The 16,879-nt window shown below is 52.3% G+C and carries 11 protein-coding genes; 6 read left to right on the plus strand and 5 right to left on the minus strand.

The genetic code is table 11. The features are described 5' to 3' along the window. Positions 1-7: 7 nt before the first annotated feature. A complete protein-coding gene (locus GS398_RS04700; RefSeq protein ID WP_160905548.1) occupies positions 8-2,119 on the minus strand; it encodes a TonB-dependent receptor in 2,112 nt (703 codons plus the stop codon). 73 nt (positions 2,120-2,192) lie between these two features. Here GS398_RS04700 and GS398_RS04705 point away from each other — a divergent pair, with 73 nt between their 5' ends. Next, entirely contained in the window at positions 2,193-4,640 is a 2,448-nt protein-coding gene (locus GS398_RS04705) for a T9SS type B sorting domain-containing protein (protein WP_160905549.1), read from the plus strand. Positions 4,641-4,689: 49 nt separating this feature from the next. Here GS398_RS04705 and GS398_RS04710 read toward each other — a convergent pair whose 3' ends face one another. From GS398_RS04710 to GS398_RS04720, 3 genes are read right to left on the minus strand one after another with little or no spacing between them, the layout of a single operon-like run. Continuing rightward, a complete protein-coding gene (locus tag GS398_RS04710; RefSeq protein WP_160905550.1) occupies positions 4,690-5,469 on the minus strand; it encodes a DUF4397 domain-containing protein in 780 nt (259 codons plus the stop codon). An 11-nt stretch (positions 5,470-5,480) separates the two neighbouring features. Beyond that, positions 5,481-7,067: a RagB/SusD family nutrient uptake outer membrane protein gene (locus GS398_RS04715; RefSeq protein WP_160905551.1), complete on the minus strand. Its 1,587-nt coding sequence runs from the start codon at positions 7,065-7,067 to the stop codon at positions 5,481-5,483. Between the two features lie 11 nt (positions 7,068-7,078). Then, complete coding sequence (locus GS398_RS04720) at positions 7,079-10,165, minus strand: SusC/RagA family TonB-linked outer membrane protein (protein WP_160905552.1); 3,087 nt, start codon at positions 10,163-10,165, stop codon at positions 7,079-7,081. 197 nt (positions 10,166-10,362) lie between these two features. Here GS398_RS04720 and GS398_RS04725 point away from each other — a divergent pair, with 197 nt between their 5' ends. Beyond that, positions 10,363-11,130, plus strand: coding sequence for a DeoR/GlpR family DNA-binding transcription regulator (locus GS398_RS04725; protein WP_160905553.1), 768 nt, complete (start codon positions 10,363-10,365; stop codon positions 11,128-11,130). A 34-nt stretch (positions 11,131-11,164) separates the two neighbouring features. On the opposite strand, the gene GS398_RS04730 is transcribed toward GS398_RS04725, so the two are convergent. Next, the gene (locus tag GS398_RS04730; protein ID WP_160905554.1) at positions 11,165-12,295 is read right to left on the minus strand and encodes an AI-2E family transporter; all 1,131 of its coding nucleotides are present in this window, start codon (positions 12,293-12,295) and stop codon (positions 11,165-11,167) included. Between the two features lie 254 nt (positions 12,296-12,549). Here GS398_RS04730 and purN point away from each other — a divergent pair, with 254 nt between their 5' ends. The 4 genes from purN (at position 12,550) to mreC (ending at position 16,849) form a co-directional block, all read left to right on the plus strand. After that, positions 12,550-13,131, plus strand: a complete 582-nt coding sequence (gene purN, locus GS398_RS04735; protein ID WP_160905555.1) for a phosphoribosylglycinamide formyltransferase — start codon at positions 12,550-12,552, stop codon at positions 13,129-13,131. A 39-nt stretch (positions 13,132-13,170) separates the two neighbouring features. Further along, positions 13,171-14,697, plus strand: coding sequence for a bifunctional phosphoribosylaminoimidazolecarboxamide formyltransferase/IMP cyclohydrolase (gene purH, locus GS398_RS04740; protein WP_160905556.1), 1,527 nt, complete (start codon positions 13,171-13,173; stop codon positions 14,695-14,697). Positions 14,698-14,892: 195 nt separating this feature from the next. Then, positions 14,893-15,915, plus strand: a complete 1,023-nt coding sequence (locus GS398_RS04745; protein ID WP_160905557.1) for a rod shape-determining protein — start codon at positions 14,893-14,895, stop codon at positions 15,913-15,915. A 94-nt stretch (positions 15,916-16,009) separates the two neighbouring features. Beyond that, complete coding sequence (gene mreC / locus GS398_RS04750) at positions 16,010-16,849, plus strand: rod shape-determining protein MreC (protein WP_160905558.1); 840 nt, start codon at positions 16,010-16,012, stop codon at positions 16,847-16,849. Positions 16,850-16,879: the final 30 nt, after the last annotated feature.

Here is a 16,879-nt window from a genome sequence, read left to right on the forward strand (position 1 = left end):
GCCTACGTTACCGCACGAACGTATTGTCGCCGAGGGTCATCAGCAGCCCGATGAACAGGTCGCGCCGGGCGGGAGGGCCTATCGCTTTGCGCATTTGCCCGTTGGCAGAATATTGGTAACCGTACACATTCCTGAAGCCGGGGACATTGTTTGCCGCCACATACACTACCGTAAATTGGCGTAGAATATGGGTGAGGTAGCTCGCGGTAAGGCTCAGGTTATTAAAAGCCCTTGTTTTATCGGCCAGGTAGGCCGCATTGTTTGGGTTCACGTAAGTACGACCGGAGGCGAAGGTGTACGTAGTGCTTAGCTGTGTTTGCAGCTTATCGATAAACTTTTTGTACACCACGCTCATGGTGTGCTTAGCCGCGAACGGCGGCGTGGCGCTTATAGGGTAGTCCCTGAAATTACGCCTGGTATCGAGAAACGAATAAGAGATCCAATAGTCCGAGTTCTTTAACGTTTTTTTGTCTCTCCAGAACAGGTCGATGCCTTTGGCGTAGCCGTCGCCGGTATTTTCGGGTAGGGTGCTACCGGTTTTTACCAGCCGGTCGTAGTTTTTATAGTAAGCTTCCGCGCGGAAGATCCGCCCGTTGCCCATGTATTGGTAGTTGGCCAGGTAATGGTCGGCTTGCTCGAAATCCAGCGGCTGCAGGATCAGGTAATCATCCTCCGGGTTCTGGTAGAACCGGCCATAGGCTACGGATACCTGGCTGTGAGCCCCGGTTTTATAACCCAGGGAAGTACGCGGCGCCAGGTTGAACAGCTGCATATACGACGAGTACTCGGTGCGCAAACCCAAACGGGCCACCAGCTTCGGGGTAAAAAAGAGGTCCGTTTCCGCGAATGCGGCGCTAAGCTGATCGTGGTACTTGTGCGACCGGCCGCCAAGGCCCTCATTACGACCGGTATACATGGTTTCAACGCCTGCTTTAATGGTAGATAAGCTGCCGGTATAGTTGGTAACTGTAACCCGGCCCTGCAGGTTTCGATCGGTGCGGGTGTAGTTCTCTGCCGATTGCAGTCCTTCATCGTGGTTGCTGCTGTAAGCTACGCCCCCCTGTAACTTCCATTTGCTGCCCAGGTATTCCTGGTAAGTTGAATTGAGGTACACATTTTTGTTATCGTTGTCGAAATACTTCTTTGCGGCCGGATCATCCAGGTTGGAAGTGTACAGGCTCAGCACGGAGCGGCTTAGCTGCGCGAATGCTTTAAACATGCCCGTTTCGGAGGTATTGAGTTTATAATTAAGTGTACCGCCGTATTGCTCGGGCATTTTGTCCCAATCGGTTTTTTGTTTAATAATGGTAAATGCGGGTCTCAGGTTGTAGTAGAAGGTTTCTGCGGCGAGGGAGCTGTTCTTAAAGCGCTGCGTATGGTCGAGCCCCAGGCCGGCCGAAAGCAGGGAAACCCCGGTGGTGGTTTTCTCGGCCAGGTCCTTGCTTTCGAGCACCAGCGCCGAGGATAGCGCCTGCCCGTATTGTGCGGAGTATGCTCCGGCGGAGAACGAGGTGCCTTTGAACAGGAACGGCGAAAAACGCCCGCGGGAAGCCTGGTCAGGTACCTGCGTGTTAAACGGCGATTTTACCAGCATGCCGTCGAAAAAAGTCTTGGTTTCCGCCGCAGCGCCACCCCGAACAAATAAGCCGTTTTCGGAGAACGATGTCTGCGTGCCCGGAAGCGTTTGCAGCGCCGCGAAGATGTCGGCGGTAGCGCCGGCGGTGGTAGCTACATCGAGCGAGTTGAGCACAACGTTCTTTTTGTTGTCGCCCGCCTCGAAAGTACCGGCGGTGATGCTTACCACGTCCAGCTCGGTCAGCTTTTCGTCCAGTACCAGTTTCAGCTCATGCGTTCCGCCGGCGAGGTCGGCCTGCAGGCTGTCGGCGCCGAACCCGATGGCGGAAAACGTGATCACCTGCTTTCCCTTCTCGCTGGTGTTAAAAGAGAAACGGCCGGTACTGTCTGACGAAGCTCCGTCGAATGTATTCTTTACCGCGATGCTGGCATTGGGAATGGCAACCCCTTTAGCGGTTTTTATCGTCCCGGTGATCCGGGTGTCCTGGGCCAGGGAGCAGGTTCCGCAAATGAGCAATAGCAGCAGGGTCAGGTAAGTTTTCATATCGCAATCGGTTTGACAAAACGAAGGTGCAATGCGATACGTTTTTTTCTAAGCGTTTTCCGATGAACGGTTGATGGCAGGAGATGAATGGTGCAATGCCCCGCCATCCGACCACAATGACAAACAGAAATCGTACTTTCGAAACGAAGTGGCACATCTCCGAACCATATGTATGCTGGTGCTGACCTTGTTGTGCCAGCGTGCGCATAGCGAAACCATACCCGTTACCACCGCTAACGACAGCGGCCCGGGTTCCCTTCGCGCCGCACTTACGCAGGCGGCGGCCAATGGCAGCGCCGACTGGGACCTGGTGAGCTTTAACCTGCCCGGAGCGCCGCCTGACTGGGTGATCTTCCTGCTTTCGGCGCTGCCGGCCGTAAGCGCTAAAGTAGTGATCGATGGTACTACACAGCCCGGCGTGCTTAATCCGGGCCCGAACGCCAGGATCTCGCTGGTGAGAAGCAGCACGGATTTTTTCCACGGATTGTTCTTAAACGGCTGCCGCAACGTTGAGATCTATGGAATGATCTTCCAGAATTTCAAGTCGGGACCGACCAGGTTTGGCGGCATCTGTCTAAAAAATGCCTACGAAGTGGTTATTGGCAAACCAGGCGGCGAAAACGTATTCATCAATAACGGGGTCGGTATTTACTCATCGGAGGATTTTGGCGACACGGGAGCCAATATCAAAATCGCCGCTAATTATGTGGGCGTAACCGCCGATGGGGCCGCAGCATCGCCGAACCAATCGGGGATCGATCTTTCCTGGCTGGAAAACGTAGTCATCGGCGGCGCTGATCCCCGGGAGGGGAACATAGTATGCGGCAATACGGTGATCGGGATCGGCTGCGGGGGGTTTACGGGCATTAACCTGGTCGAAAACAACCTGGTGGGCGTAAGCCGGGACGGCACCCGCACCTATCCTGTTGATAAGGCCACCGGCATTTTCGTGTCGGGCGCGGCAACCTTCAATATCGTAAAAAACACGGTAGGCGTACAGGAGAAAGGCATCCTGCTGCAGAACGTGAGCAAACCCTTCCGGGTGCAGCGAAACCATATCGGCACCGGTCCTTCAGAAAATGAGCCGCTTGGCAACAAGCTGTATGGTATCCAGGTGCTCAATTGCCCGACGGGGGTTATCGGCGGACCGCTGCCGGCCGACAAAAATGTGATCACCAACAACGACTACGCCATTTACCTCGAACTGGATGTATCCAGGGTAACGATCACGCTGAACAGCATCTTTTGCAATAAAAAAGACGCGATCGTTTTTAACCGCGCGTTGACGGTGCCCCCGCTGGTTACGCTTGACAGGATCACCGCAACAGGGGCCAGCGGCACTTATCAGCCGGGCGCCCTTATCGAACTTTTTTATGACGACAACTGCCCAAATTGCGAGGGTAAAACCTATATAGCCACCGCAACGGCGGATGCGGCCGGCAGGTGGTCGTACACGGGCGCGTTAACGGGCAGTTTGCTGGCTACCGGCACCGTCAACGGGTCGACCAGCGCTTTCTCCAAGCCGACATTCGTGGTAAGCTCCGCGCAGATCGGCCCGGCCTACTGCAACGGCAGCACCGGGTTCATACGGAACATCACGGCAACCGGGGCCACTCAATTCGAATGGCGAAACGCACTAAACGAGATAGTGGCCACCAGCCTGGCGCTGGAAAACGCGCCTGCAGGAACTTATTACCTGCGGGCCGGCCAGCCCGGCGGCTGCCTGCTCGAAACACAGCGCTTCGTGATAGACCAAAAGGTCATCAGTTATGAAATAAGCGGGACGAACATTGTCCCGGCAAGCTGCTTCAAAAATAACGGGCAGGTGGTGATCACCGCATTTAAAAGTGATACGCCGCTTTCATACAAATGGCTTAACAGTGCGGGCGCGCAAGTGGGTACGGGCAGAGACCTTAAAGACGTCGCCGCAGGCGAATATACCTTGGTATGCGGTAACATGAACGGCTGCGAAAACGTTGCCGGGAAGTTCACCGTTCCGCAAGCCGGGGCGCTGGATATCAGCCTCGCCAATATCGTTAAAGAAGTAAGTTGCGAGGGCAATGTGAGTCTTCGCGGCATCCGGGTTTCCGGCGGCGGCACGCCTTACAGTTATGCCTGGAAAAACGAGGCCGGCGCCACGATCGGCACTGCCGCCGACCTGCCTCCTTCGCCCCCCGGCGCCTATTTCCTCACAGTTACCGATACATATGATTGTACGGCATCCTCCGGCGAGATCCGGTTAACGGGTAATGACGGCGCGGGTATTAAGGTCCCCAATAATTTTACGCCTAATGGCGACGGCATTAACGATACCTGGAACATTACCGGGGTGCAGTTCTATCCCTCCGGGTCCTTTAAGCTTTTTAACCGGTACGGGGAACAGGTATTTTCGTCTAAAGGCTACGCCACTCCCTTTAACGGCACATTAAACGGCAAGCCGCTTCCCGTGGGAACCTATTATTACCTCATCAAACTAAGCAGTTGCCCACCGCTTACGGGGCGCGTTACTATTATGCGATAATAAAAAACCGCCCCGGTTAAGGGCGGCTTTTTAAGGATTACTCACCTGACTAGTTATTAGCCGTATTATCCATAAACGGCCGGTTGGTGGCGGTGCCGGTAGCCGAGACCGTCATGTCGCCGCGGGTGGTAATGGTATAAACCCTTCCTTTTACAAAGGATACGGCGGTGCGGGTAAACACGATAGCTGTCGGGGTGGCAGTATACCTGATATTCAGATCATACACACCCTGCGGAACCTTTACGAACTCTGAGGCTGCTTTATAAGCGATCCCGGTAGCGATGGTAGGCTCGGCGCCGCCAACGGTGTTTTTAATAGTGAAGTTCAACGCTCCGGTCCCGTTAGGAATGGTGTTCACTAACCGCACATAAGCGGAAGAGGTATCCTGCGCGGGAATTTTATCTTCCACGATAAAGGCGTCGCTGGTTTTAGCGGTGGCGTTGTAAAAGCCGCAGAGGTACAGCGAGTAAAACTTTCCTTTTTCGATGGCGCTGCTGGTATTAGAGATCGCCAGGTCTTTATCTGTGGCGGCCGCAATCTGGCCTTTAAACGCGTAAGTGCCGGCAACCAGGCTTGCATAAGTGCTTGCAGGGCCTACCGATCCATAACTTACCCCGGTGGTTGCCTCTGCCCCGGTGGCCGAAACGGTTGCCGTTACCTTAGTAGTATTGGCGTAAAAATTCACAGAAGGTGCATTGATACCAAAATTGAAGAACTTGATCTGTGCACCGATTTCACGGCCGTCAATCACCTGGATACTGTTTTTTTCGCAGGCGCTGAATCCTGTTACGAAAACCATGGCTAGTATATATAAATAGTTTCTTTTCATCGGTTTAAAGTTTAAGGTTGAAGGATCCACAACGGCTTGATATGATAATCAATCGCTAACGCACCGATCAGGTCGAGGTTCGCACGGTTCCAAACATATTCGGAGTTGTACCTTGGGCGCAGCCGCTGTACCGGTTTTCCGCCGTTATCATCATACAAGGTGGTAGGCAGTGCAAAACCAACGTATACAGATTTAGTGGTTGCAGGGTCGGCATCGGTGTAATGGAACCTGCGCATATCCATCCAGGTTTCCATATGTCCCCATGCCCACAGGGCGATGTATTTCTGGCACATGATGTGGGTAAGGGTAAGCTGGGCGGGATCGGTCGGTACGATATTGACGTCGGAAAGGAACGCTGTTTTCTCCGCCGCACTGATCTGCGAAGGCAGCTGGCCGTTGTCAGAGTTACGTGCATTCACAAAATCGATGTGCGAGGAGATCCCGTTCTTATAAGCGGTAAGCGCGGTAGTCTTGTCGTTCATCCTGAAAGCCGCTTCAGCCTTAATGAACTGGAGCTGTGAATAGGTGATGGCCGGGATCTTCGACTTGTCATCAAAGATATACCGGGTAGGTACGCCGGCTGAAACCGCACCTGCATAACCGTGCAGGTTATAGGGCTGTTTCGCGGCGGCGAGTGCGCCGAAGTTTAGCACGTTGATGTCGGTACCATTGTACGTGCCGTCAGAAGAAGGGGCCAGCATCCTGGACATGCGCGGGTCGACCACGTTATTAAACGCCGTACCGTTCATCAGGTTAACAATAAACTGTGTCTGCCTGTAGCTGGTGGTAGAGGTAACCAGGTTGCCGCGACGGGGACCGAAAAAGTTGGTATCATCATTCGCGGTGTTGGTGTACGTAAGCAGCGCATCATCGGCATTGCTGGCAAACGATTTATCAACAGCGGCGATCACATCGGCCGGTTTATATAATGTGGGCTTATTGCTGTAGTGGCTCAGGTTAACTGCCAGCAGGGCGTATGCATATTTAATCCACTTGGTCCTGTCGCCGTTATAGATCTTATCGCCTACGGCAAGGTAAGCGGTGTTGCTGTTACCCTCGGTTTTTTGCAGGTTGGCGATGGCCAGGCCCAGCAACCGCTGAACTTCCTGGTAAGCAAACTCCTGTGAGTCGTAGCTGAAGGAAGTTTTTGAAGGGTCGATGGCTTCTTTAATGGTAATCTCGCCATGAAGGTCGGTGAGGCTCTGCCAGCCCCATGCTTTCAGGATCTGGGCCACGCCAAGGAGGTCCCAGCGTTGCTCGGCCTCGGCTTTGTTGGTCATGTCAACCAGGTTCTGGCCAAGGCTCCAATATACGTCGCGCCAGATCTCGGCGGCGTTGTCTGAAGCGGGATCGTAACCCATCTTTTCCCAATTGTTAATAACGGTGGCCCCCACCAATTTCCAGTTCTGGGTGTAGCGGCCCACGAAACGTCCCTCGTAAAGCGGCGCTGTTACCATCCAATGCAGCATTGGCGCCAGGTAAAGGTTGGCTGCTACCTTTTCAGGTGCGTTCGGATTCGTGTTTACGTCGAGGTATTTTTTACAACCCGAGCTTAGAACAAGCCCGCTTGCAATTAACAGTATATATAATTTTTTCATGATCGTTCTTTTTAAAGGCCTATTCTAATTCCGAAGTTCAACCCGATAGGCATCGGGAAGTTACCGAAGTCGATACCGGCAGCGCCGGAACCACCCACCGCGGCCGTGTTACCGTTAACTACCGGGTCGAGACCGGTATAGTTTGTGATTAAAAACAAGTCTGTACCGGTTACAAATACGCTGGCATTTTTTACGAAGTTCTGGCGGCTAAGCAATTTTGCCGGTAACCGGTAGTTCAGCGTTACGTCTTTTAAACGGATCCAGTTGATATCTTTCTCGATGTACAGCTCTTCGCTGATCCCGGTGTAGTACCCATTGCTGTAGAATGGCGTCACCGCGATGTTGTTGCGGGTTGGGTTAGCGGTATTTTCTTTACCGTCCTGGAAAACGCCGTCGATAATGCGTGGCTCCATACGGTCGAGCGTACCCATGCTCAGGCCCTTGGTGGCCAGGTACTGTTCGGTAGCATTCAATACATCGCCGCCTTTACGGGTATCGATCAGGAATGACATGGAGAAATCTTTGTAACGGAACGTGTTGGTAATACCCATGGAGAAATCGGGCTGGCGGTCATACCCGGCATCAAAGAACACGGTAGAGCGCAGGGGTAAGCCGGTAGACGGGCTGATCAGGATCTGTCCCTGGTTATTGCGCAGGTAATATAAACCGGTGAGCGAGCGGGTAGATTTTCCAACCGTGTTACCGTTTCTTACGTTACCGTACAGCCAGGTGTCAGAAACATACGACTCGGGCAGCGCATTTGGCAGCGCCAGCACTTTGCCTTTGGCGGATTCGAAGTTCACCAGGAAATCCCAGTTAAAGCTCTGTTTCTTTACCGGTGATCCTTTAAGCGAAATCTCGATACCCTGGTTACGCGTAGAAGCACCGTTCAGGTTAAACAGGATGTAACCGGTAGAGTAGCTTCCGCGGATGTCGTTTACGATCTGGTCGGTTGTTTCTTTCCGGTATACGGTCACGTCAACACCCAGGCGGTCGTTAAGGAATGAAAGCTCGGTTCCGAATTCGTACGACTTGGCGAACTCCGGTTTCAGGTTCAGGTTAGGCCCGGTAAACCCGTAGCCGTAACCGCCGCCAACGGTTGCTTTAAACTCGAGCGAGGGCACATACGCATAAGGACGCGCATCGCGCCCTACTTCCGCGTATGCGGCCCTGATCTTACCCGACGACAGGAATGCCGGGAGACCTTTAAACGCATCGGTAAACACGAAACTTCCCGAAACAGACGGGTAAAAGAAGGAGTTGCGGTCTTCGGGAATGGTGGAGGTCCAGTCATTCCTGCCGGTAGCGGTGATGTATAAATAATCTTTGAATGATACGGTAGCGGTTCCGAACACGCTCATCAGCCTTCTCTGTGAGATGGTGCTCCGGGCGTTCCTGATATTGGTATTGTTTACCGAAATGAAGTCCGGGTCAAGGAAGCTTTCGCCATAAGTGGCATCAACGTTCGATTTCAGGTCCTGGATAGAGTTACCCAGCGTTCCGTTGATGGCGAAGTTTTCACCCAGCGATTGTTTATTGATATTTAACAGGTTCTGGATGTTGATGTTCCGCGTAACGTCGTTCGCGATATCCAGGATCCCTTTAAAGGTAAAGCCGGCAGAACTCTGTGGGTGACGCACCTGCAGGTTCTGGTTGGTGTACGTATCTACACCGATGTTCGACTTTAAATACCCCCATTTAAACGGCGTGATGGTTAAACCGAGGTTAGAGATCAGGCGGTTTGTTTTTGCACCGATCTTGTTCTTGTTGATGTTAAAATAAGGGTTGTCGATCTCCGCCGCGGCGGTACCGGTAGTAACCTGCCTGCGAAGGCCGCCCGGGGTAAGATAGTTGGTGGCATCGTCTGTTTGCGGCCATAAAAGCAAACCGATGAGCGGCCCGTTAGTGCCCTTTGAAGGCTGCACGTTGTTGGAATAGGTATACGCCAGGGAAAGGTCCGTTTTTAACCAGGAGTTTACTGTTGCCTGGCTGGCGCCGGTAAGATTTATCCTGTCGTAAATTGAATTGGGAACCACCCCGTTCTGGCCGGTATAAGAGGTAGCTACGCGATAAGTTACCTTGTCGCTGCCGCCACTCATAGAGAGGTTGTGTTTCTGGGTCATCGCGGTCTGGAAAAACTCGCTGATATTATCGTAAAACTTGGTGCCCTGCGGATAGGCAGGGCCGAAATAGCTAAATGAGGTAGAAGTGCTGAATGGCGCACCGCTCGCCCCCAGGCCGTATACCTGCTGGATCTCCGGTTGTGCCCTGGTTTTTTCAAGGCGGAAGCTGTTGCTGTATTCTACCGAGCCGGCTCCTGCTTTACCTCTTTTGGTGGTAATCACGATCGCGCCGTTCGCTGCGTCGATCCCGTAAAGCGCTGCCGCTTCAGGGCCTTTTAACACCACGAGGGTTTCGATGTCCTCGGGGTTAATATCTGCCGCCCGGTTGGTGTAATCCGTGCTGCGGTTAGCCTGCGAGGTGGTCGAGCTGATCTCGGAAAAGAAAACCGAGTTACTCAGCGTTTTATTGTCAACGGGTAAACCGTCAACGATAAATAACGGTTGGTTGCTTCCGCTGATGGAGCTTACCCCGCGAATGGTAATGGACGAAGATGCGCCCGGTACACCCGAAGTATTGGTCACTTCAACACCGGCGATCCTGCCCTGTAATGCGTTGATAAAATTCTCGCGCTGTGTCTCGGCAATTGCAGCTCCTTTTACGGTTTGCTGCGAGGTACCCAGGGCACGCTGCTGAACTGTATTTCCCAACGCCGTTACCACTACTTCGTTAAGAGTTTTGGAATCCGATTTCAGCACCACGTCGATCACAGAAGCGGTGCCTACGGTCCTTTCTTCGGTCACCATTCCCAGGAACTTGAAAACCAGTACCTGGCCCGCAGACGCCCTTACGGAATACGTGCCGCTGGCGGTGGTCGACCCACCCTGGGTGGTTCCTTTAACAATCACCGAAGCGCCGGGGAGGGGAAGGCCGTCTTCAGCCGAAATAACCTTTCCGGTAATTACTTTTTCCTGCGCAAGCGCACTTGCCGCAATAAAAAGGATACCCAAAAGTGTCGTGAGTAGTCGTTTTTTCATATGTTAATTAGTTTGGATTGAGTAAGCAAAGCCGCGTCCAACCGCATGGTACGTTACGCTAACACGACCGAACACCGGATGGATAAGCTAAAGTTATATAGTTTATTTTTAAAAAGCGCAAACTCTCGCAATAATATTTTTAAATCCCGCAAAAAACCGCAACTTTATCATTCAAACATAAACAAACCAAATCTCCGATGCTTACCCCAACGGTCAACCTTTTAAAGAAAGAACGCCACGCTTTTATTATAAAACAGGTAAACCTTCATAATAAGGTACTCTCTTCTGACCTGAGCCAACAGCTTAACGTATCGGAAGACACGGTAAGGCGCGACCTTAACGAACTTGCAGAAACCGGCAAAGTATTAAAAGTACACGGAGGGGCTTTGTCCCGGTCGTTCCATTTTCCTTTCCGGGATAGTGAAACCTATGCGCTCGACTCGAAAAAGGAAGTGGCCCGCAAAGCTCTCGGCATGATAAAGGATGGAATGGTGATCCTCACGGCAGGCGGCACCACCATGATCGAGCTGGCCCGTATGGTCCCCGACGACCTGCGCGTTACGTTTTTCACCATCAGCCCGCTGGTAGCGCTGGAGCTTAACGAGCATGCGGGTGCGGAAGTGATCCTGGTAGGCGGCCAGCTGTCGAAAAACTCGCAGGTGAACATCGGCTCACAAACCGTGAGCTTTTTACACGAGATCCAGGTAGATATCTGTTTCCTGGGCACCAATGGCGTCTCGGCCGGTAAGGGCATTACCGATTCCGACTGGGAGATCGTACAGGTAAAGAAAGCGATGATCAAGTCGGCCAACCGCTCCGTGATCCTGAGCATTTCTGAGAAGCTCGACTCGGTACAGCCCATGAAAGTATGCGGGCTTAACCAGGTGTCGGCGCTGGTTACAGAGCTCGACCCGCAGGATAAACAGCTTGCCGCTTACAGGAACGCTTCGGTGCAGTTAATCTAAGACCGGGTTGTCCGTCCCGGTAGGTTACAGGAGCCTATTTGCCTGCTACTTTTTCGACCACTTTTTCTGAAACGGCTTTTTCGGGGGGCGCTTTTTTGGCTTTTCGCCTGAAGGGGTTCCGGCGCTTGGTGGGGATTTCGTCGCCCAGCAGTTTTCCCCATGGCTTAAGTTCATCTACCCGGTCGAAAATGATCTTGAGAATAGCCACGAACGGGATGGTGAGAAACATCCCGGCAATGCCCCATAACGCACCGCCAAGCAGCACGCTGATGATAGAAATAAGTGCGTTGATCTGTACTTTCGACGATACGATGCGCGGTACCAGAATATTATTATCGATAAATTGGATGAGCATGTAGGCACCGATCACGCCCAGCTGGGTGGAATAACCGTCTTTGGTAACCGTAGCCATCAGCACCGGCAGGGCGATGGCGATAAGCCCGCCAATATAAGGCAGCATATTGAGCAGCGCACCGATCACCCCTAGCAGCACGGCATATTCCACGCCCAGGATCAGCAACGCGGCAGAGTTCATCACCGCTACGATGAGCGCCTCGAGCAGGAGCCCCACCATGTAGCTTTGAATGGCCATTTTGGTTTGGCTGAGCACCTCGGCTACTTTTTTCTCATGCTCGTCTGCAAACACCTCGTACAGGAAATTCAGCACGAGCGGTTTATATAACAGGAACATGAACACATATACCGGCACCAGGAAAACCAGCGCGAGCGTACCAAGCGCGGAACCAAGGGTATGACCTACCATCGCGCTGCCGCTGTTAATGGCGTCGCTGATGAGCTGCTGCTGTTTCTCGAACGAAACTCCGAAATCGCGCTGCAATAATTTCCGGGTATCGTCAAGCACCGTCGTGAATTTTGCCTTGAGCAGCGGAAATGCATCGCTGAAATGCGCGATCTGCGACGACAGGAAATAGATCACGCCCGATACGATAACCAGCGCGATGAGCATCGATGCGGCGATGGCAAGCGCGCGCGGCATTTTTTTCTGGAAACGATTCACCAACGGGTTCAGCAGGATGGCGATGATCAGCGAAAACGCGATCGGCGACAAGATATCCTTCAGGTTAAGCAGGGCATACGACAAAAGGGTCAACCCGAATAACACCACGGTGCTCTTAAGGTAAAAAGGATATTCTTTGGGTTTCATGGGAGGTAGTCAGTTTTCAGTGATCAGTGATCAGTTCCGGCAGGATTTAATGTAAGCCGGTATTCGCGCCTGACAACTAACAACATAACAATCAGCTTTCAGTTTTAATTATCAGGGATTACTTCCTGTAAAGCGCCGCACAGTAAACTGATCACTGATCACTGATCACTGATTACTGATTACTGATTACTGATTACTAAAGTATTTTCCCCGCGATTCGGTATCTTTGTTACACATCCAACCAGGTTCCCGCTTTGAAAAAACGTATTGCCATTTTTGCTTCCGGATCGGGCTCGAATGCTCAGCGGATCATGGAGCACTTTAAAAGGAGTCATGATGCCGAGGTATCTATCGTCCTTACCAACAACCCGGAGGCCTACGTGCTGCAGCGCGCAGACAATTTCGAGATCCCCAGCCACGTGTTTACCCGCCACGAATTCTACCACACGGCAGATGTGGTGAACCTGCTCATGAACCTGCAGGTAGATATTATCGTGCTAGCAGGCTTTATGTGGCTTATCCCGGAGAACCTGCTAAAAGCATTTCCCAACAAGATCATCAACATTCACCCGGCGCTGCTGCCCAAGTACGGAGGCAAAGGCATGTATGGCGACCACGTGCATAAAGCGGTACTGGCCAATGAGGAAGAAGAATCGGGCATCACCATCCACTTTGTGAACGAGCATTTCGACGAAGGTGAAATCATTCACCAATCGCGGTTCCGCATTAACAAAGGCGACGACCTGGAAATGATCAAGTTCAAGGGTCAGCAACTGGAACATCTTCACTATCCTAAGGTAGTAGAAAGCTTGCTGAAGAGGATGAAGAGCTTGTGAAAAAATCATACCTTTGCACCTTCAAAAATTTCACCCCGCATGAGTCAGCCCGTTAAAATCAAAAACGCCTTAATATCTGTCTATTACAAAGATAATCTCGAGCCGCTGATCCGTCAGCTGCATAGCTTCGGGGTAACGTTATATTCAACGGGCGGAACGGAAAAATTCATCCGCGACCTGGGGATCGGCGTAGTAGCGGTAGAGGACCTTACCGGCTATCCCTCTATCCTGGGCGGGCGGGTAAAAACCCTGCATCCGAAAGTTTTCGGGGGGATTCTTACACGCCGCGGACTGGAGACCGACAAGGCGCAGATTGCAGAATACGAGATCCCGGAGATCGACCTGGTGATCGTAGACCTGTATCCGTTCGAAGAAACCGTAAAAGCGGGCGGTACGGAACAGGAGATCATCGAGAAGATCGACATCGGCGGCATTTCGCTCATCCGCGCTGCGGCTAAAAACTTTAAAGATGTGGTGATCATCGCCTCCAAAGACGATTACCAGCCGCTTCAGCAGATCCTGGAAGAAAATGCGGGTTATACCATGTTGGCGCACCGCAAGGCTTTTGCCAAAAAGGCGTTCCATGTATCGTCGCACTACGACACTGCCATATTCAACTACTTTAACCAGGAAGAGCCCATCCGGGTGTTCAAGCAAAGCGAGGAAAAAACCACCGTGCTTCGTTACGGCGAAAACCCGCACCAGCAGGGCATATTCTACGGCGACCTCGACGCCATGTTCAAACAGCTGTCCGGTAAAGGGCTTTCTTACAACAACCTGGTCGACGTAGATGCCGCCGTGGCGCTGATCGATGAGTTCACAGAGCCAACTTTCGCGATATTAAAACATACCAACGCCTGCGGCGTGGCTTCCCGCGCCAACCTCCTCGATGCCTGGAAAGACGCGCTTGCCTGCGACCCGGTTTCCGCATTCGGCGGCGTGCTGATCTGCAACGGCGAGGTTGATAACGAAACTGCGCCCGAGATCAATAAGCTCTTTTTCGAAGTGCTTATCGCGCCCTCCTACACCCCGGAGGCCATTGCCACCTTTGCCGGGAAGAAAAACCGCATCATCCTCGTGCGCCGGCAAACCAGCCTCCCGGCGAAACACTTTAAAACGCTGCTGAACGGCGTGATCGAGCAGGATAAAGACAATACCATCGAAGGCCCCGGGCTGATGACACCGGTTACCGATCGCAAACCGACACCGGAAGAACTTAACGACCTCTTTTTCGCGAACAAGATCGTAAAACACACCAAATCGAACACCATCGTGCTGGTAAAGAACGGGCAGCTGCTGGCAAGCGGCGTGGGACAAACCTCCCGGGTAGACGCGCTGAAACAAGCCATCGTTAAGGCCGGGTCCTTTGGCTTTAAGCTTGACGGATCGGTAATGGCTTCCGATGCCTTTTTCCCGTTCCCAGACTGCGTGGAGATCGCCGCCGATGCCGGCATCACGGTAATATTACAACCCGGCGGTTCTATCAAAGACCAGCTATCTATCGACATGGCGAACAAAAAAAATGTGGCGATGGTGACGACGGGGGTGAGGCATTTTAAACACTAGTTTTCAGTGATCAGTAATCAGTGATCAGTACCTGCAAATCGCCAGCTTCTATTCTCATACAAGCAACTTTATGTTTAGCCCATTCACTTCAAATGTTACCCAGATCCCGAAAAACTGACAACTCATTACTGATTACTGATTACTTTAAAGTACCTTTGCATACTTTTTTTTACACACATTTAAACTCCATATTTGATGGGATTATTTAACTGGTTCACACAGGAAATAGCAATCGATCTGGGTACTGCAAATACCCTCATTATACATAACGATAAAGTGGTGGTGGATGAGCCCTCGATAGTGGCGTTTGACCGTACCACCAACAAGGTGATCGCCATCGGCAGGCAAGCCATGCAGATGGAGGGTAAGACCCACGAGAACATCCGCACGGTGCGGCCGCTAAAGGACGGGGTAATTGCCGACTTTAACGCCGCCGAGCACATGATCCGGGGAATGATCCGCATGATCAACAACGGCAAAGGCTGGTTTTTCCCGTCGCTGCGGATGGTGATCTGTATCCCTTCCGGTATCACTGAAGTGGAAAAACGTGCCGTGCGCGACTCCGCGGAGATCGCCGGCGCCAAAGAAGTTTACCTTATCCACGAGCCGATGGCTGCTGCCGTAGGGATCGGCATCGACGTGGAAGAGCCGATGGGCAACATGATCATCGATATCGGCGGAGGGACCACCGAGATCGCGGTAATCGCCCTTTCGGGGATTGTTTGCGACCAATCTATCCGCGTAGCGGGAGACAATTTCGACAGCGACATCGTTCAGTATATCCGCCGCCAGCATAACATCATGATCGGTGAGCGTACTGCCGAAAAGATCAAGATCGAAGTTGGGGCTGCGCTGCCTGAGCTTCCCGACCCGCCGGCAGATTTCGCCGTACAGGGCCGCGACCTGATGACCGGCGTGCCCAAACAGATCACGGTTTCTTATACAGAGATCGCTCATTGCCTGGATAAGTCCATTTCCAAGATCGAAGAAGCGATCCTGAAAGCGCTCGAGATCACACCTCCGGAGCTTTCCGCAGATATTTACCAAACCGGTATTTACCTTACCGGCGGCGGCGCTTTGCTGCGCGGACTGGACAAGCGTGTAGCCGCAAAAACGAAACTCCCGGTACATGTTGCCGAAGATCCGCTTCGCGCCGTAGTTCGCGGTACCGGCATCGCGCTGAAGAACATCGGGAACTTTAAATTTTTGATGCAATAAGGAGCTATCAGCTACCAGCCACCAGCTATCAGCCCCGTTAAGGCGCCGAAACAGAGCTGAAGACTGATAGCTGACTGCTGATAGCCACAAGATTATGCGTAACCTTTGGATTTTCCTCAGCAAGTACAGCGCATTTTTTTTCTTTATTATTTTTTTCGTGTGTTCGGTTACGATGGTGGTAAAGAACAACTCCTACCAGCATGCTACTTTCATCAACTCGTCGGCTACCGTAGTGGGCGAGGCGTATGCGCGCATCAACGGCTATAAAAGCTACCTGAACCTCAAAGAAAAAGCGGACCTGCTGGCAGCAGAGAACGCAGCCCTGCGGCAGCAGCTTAAAACGTCCTTCTATTACGACTCGGTTACGCAGCGCACCGTAAAAGACACCCTCACCAAACAGCAATACACCTATATCGTGGCCCGGGTGGTAAACAACTCGGTGAACCAGAAGGACAACTTCTTGACCATCGACCGCGGAACGCGACATGGAATTGGCAAAGACATGGGCGTGGTTACCGCCAACGGCGTAGTAGGCATTATACGTAACGTAAATGAGCGCTATGCTACCATCTCCTCGCTCCTGAACAGCGAAACGCACGTCAGCGCCACCGTAGCCGGTACTAACGCGTTCGGATCGCTGATCTGGGGAATTGGCAATTCAGACCCGACCATCGCCATCCTCCAGGATATTCCCAACCACATTATCGTTAAACCGGGGCAAAAGGTGGTAACCACCTCGCAGTCTACGCTGTTCCCCGCAGGGCATCCCATCGGCACCGTTAAACGCATAAACCGCAACAGCGGAGGCAGTTTCTGGGACATCGAAGTAAAGCTGTCTACAAACTTTGCTACGCTCGAATACGTGTACGTGGTGAATAACCTGTTCGCCGCAGAGCAAAAACAACTGGAAGCAGAAAATAACAAGGTGAAATGAGCCGGGTGATCCTCATAAATATGATACGCT

Source organism: Hufsiella ginkgonis (genome assembly GCF_009834915.1).
GTDB lineage: Bacteria > Bacteroidota > Bacteroidia > Sphingobacteriales > Sphingobacteriaceae > Hufsiella > Hufsiella ginkgonis.

Bases quoted from the DNA above. Each gene is read 5' to 3' on its own strand.
- GS398_RS04720 (WP_160905552.1), bottom strand. From the start codon at position 10,165: ATGAAAAAACGACTACTCACGACACTTTTGGGTATCCTTTTTATTGCG.
- mreC (WP_160905558.1), top strand. From the start codon at position 16,010: ATGCGTAACCTTTGGATTTTCCTCAGCAAGTACAGCGCATTTTTTTTC.
- GS398_RS04705 (WP_160905549.1), top strand. From the start codon at position 2,193: ATGGCAGGAGATGAATGGTGCAATGCCCCGCCATCCGACCACAATGAC.
- GS398_RS04700 (WP_160905548.1), bottom strand. From the start codon at position 2,119: ATGAAAACTTACCTGACCCTGCTGCTATTGCTCATTTGCGGAACCTGC.
- purH (WP_160905556.1), top strand. From the start codon at position 13,171: ATGAGTCAGCCCGTTAAAATCAAAAACGCCTTAATATCTGTCTATTAC.
- GS398_RS04745 (WP_160905557.1), top strand. From the start codon at position 14,893: ATGGGATTATTTAACTGGTTCACACAGGAAATAGCAATCGATCTGGGT.
- GS398_RS04715 (WP_160905551.1), bottom strand. From the start codon at position 7,067: ATGAAAAAATTATATATACTGTTAATTGCAAGCGGGCTTGTTCTAAGC.
- GS398_RS04725 (WP_160905553.1), top strand. From the start codon at position 10,363: ATGCTTACCCCAACGGTCAACCTTTTAAAGAAAGAACGCCACGCTTTT.
- GS398_RS04730 (WP_160905554.1), bottom strand. From the start codon at position 12,295: ATGAAACCCAAAGAATATCCTTTTTACCTTAAGAGCACCGTGGTGTTA.
- GS398_RS04710 (WP_160905550.1), bottom strand. From the start codon at position 5,469: ATGAAAAGAAACTATTTATATATACTAGCCATGGTTTTCGTAACAGGA.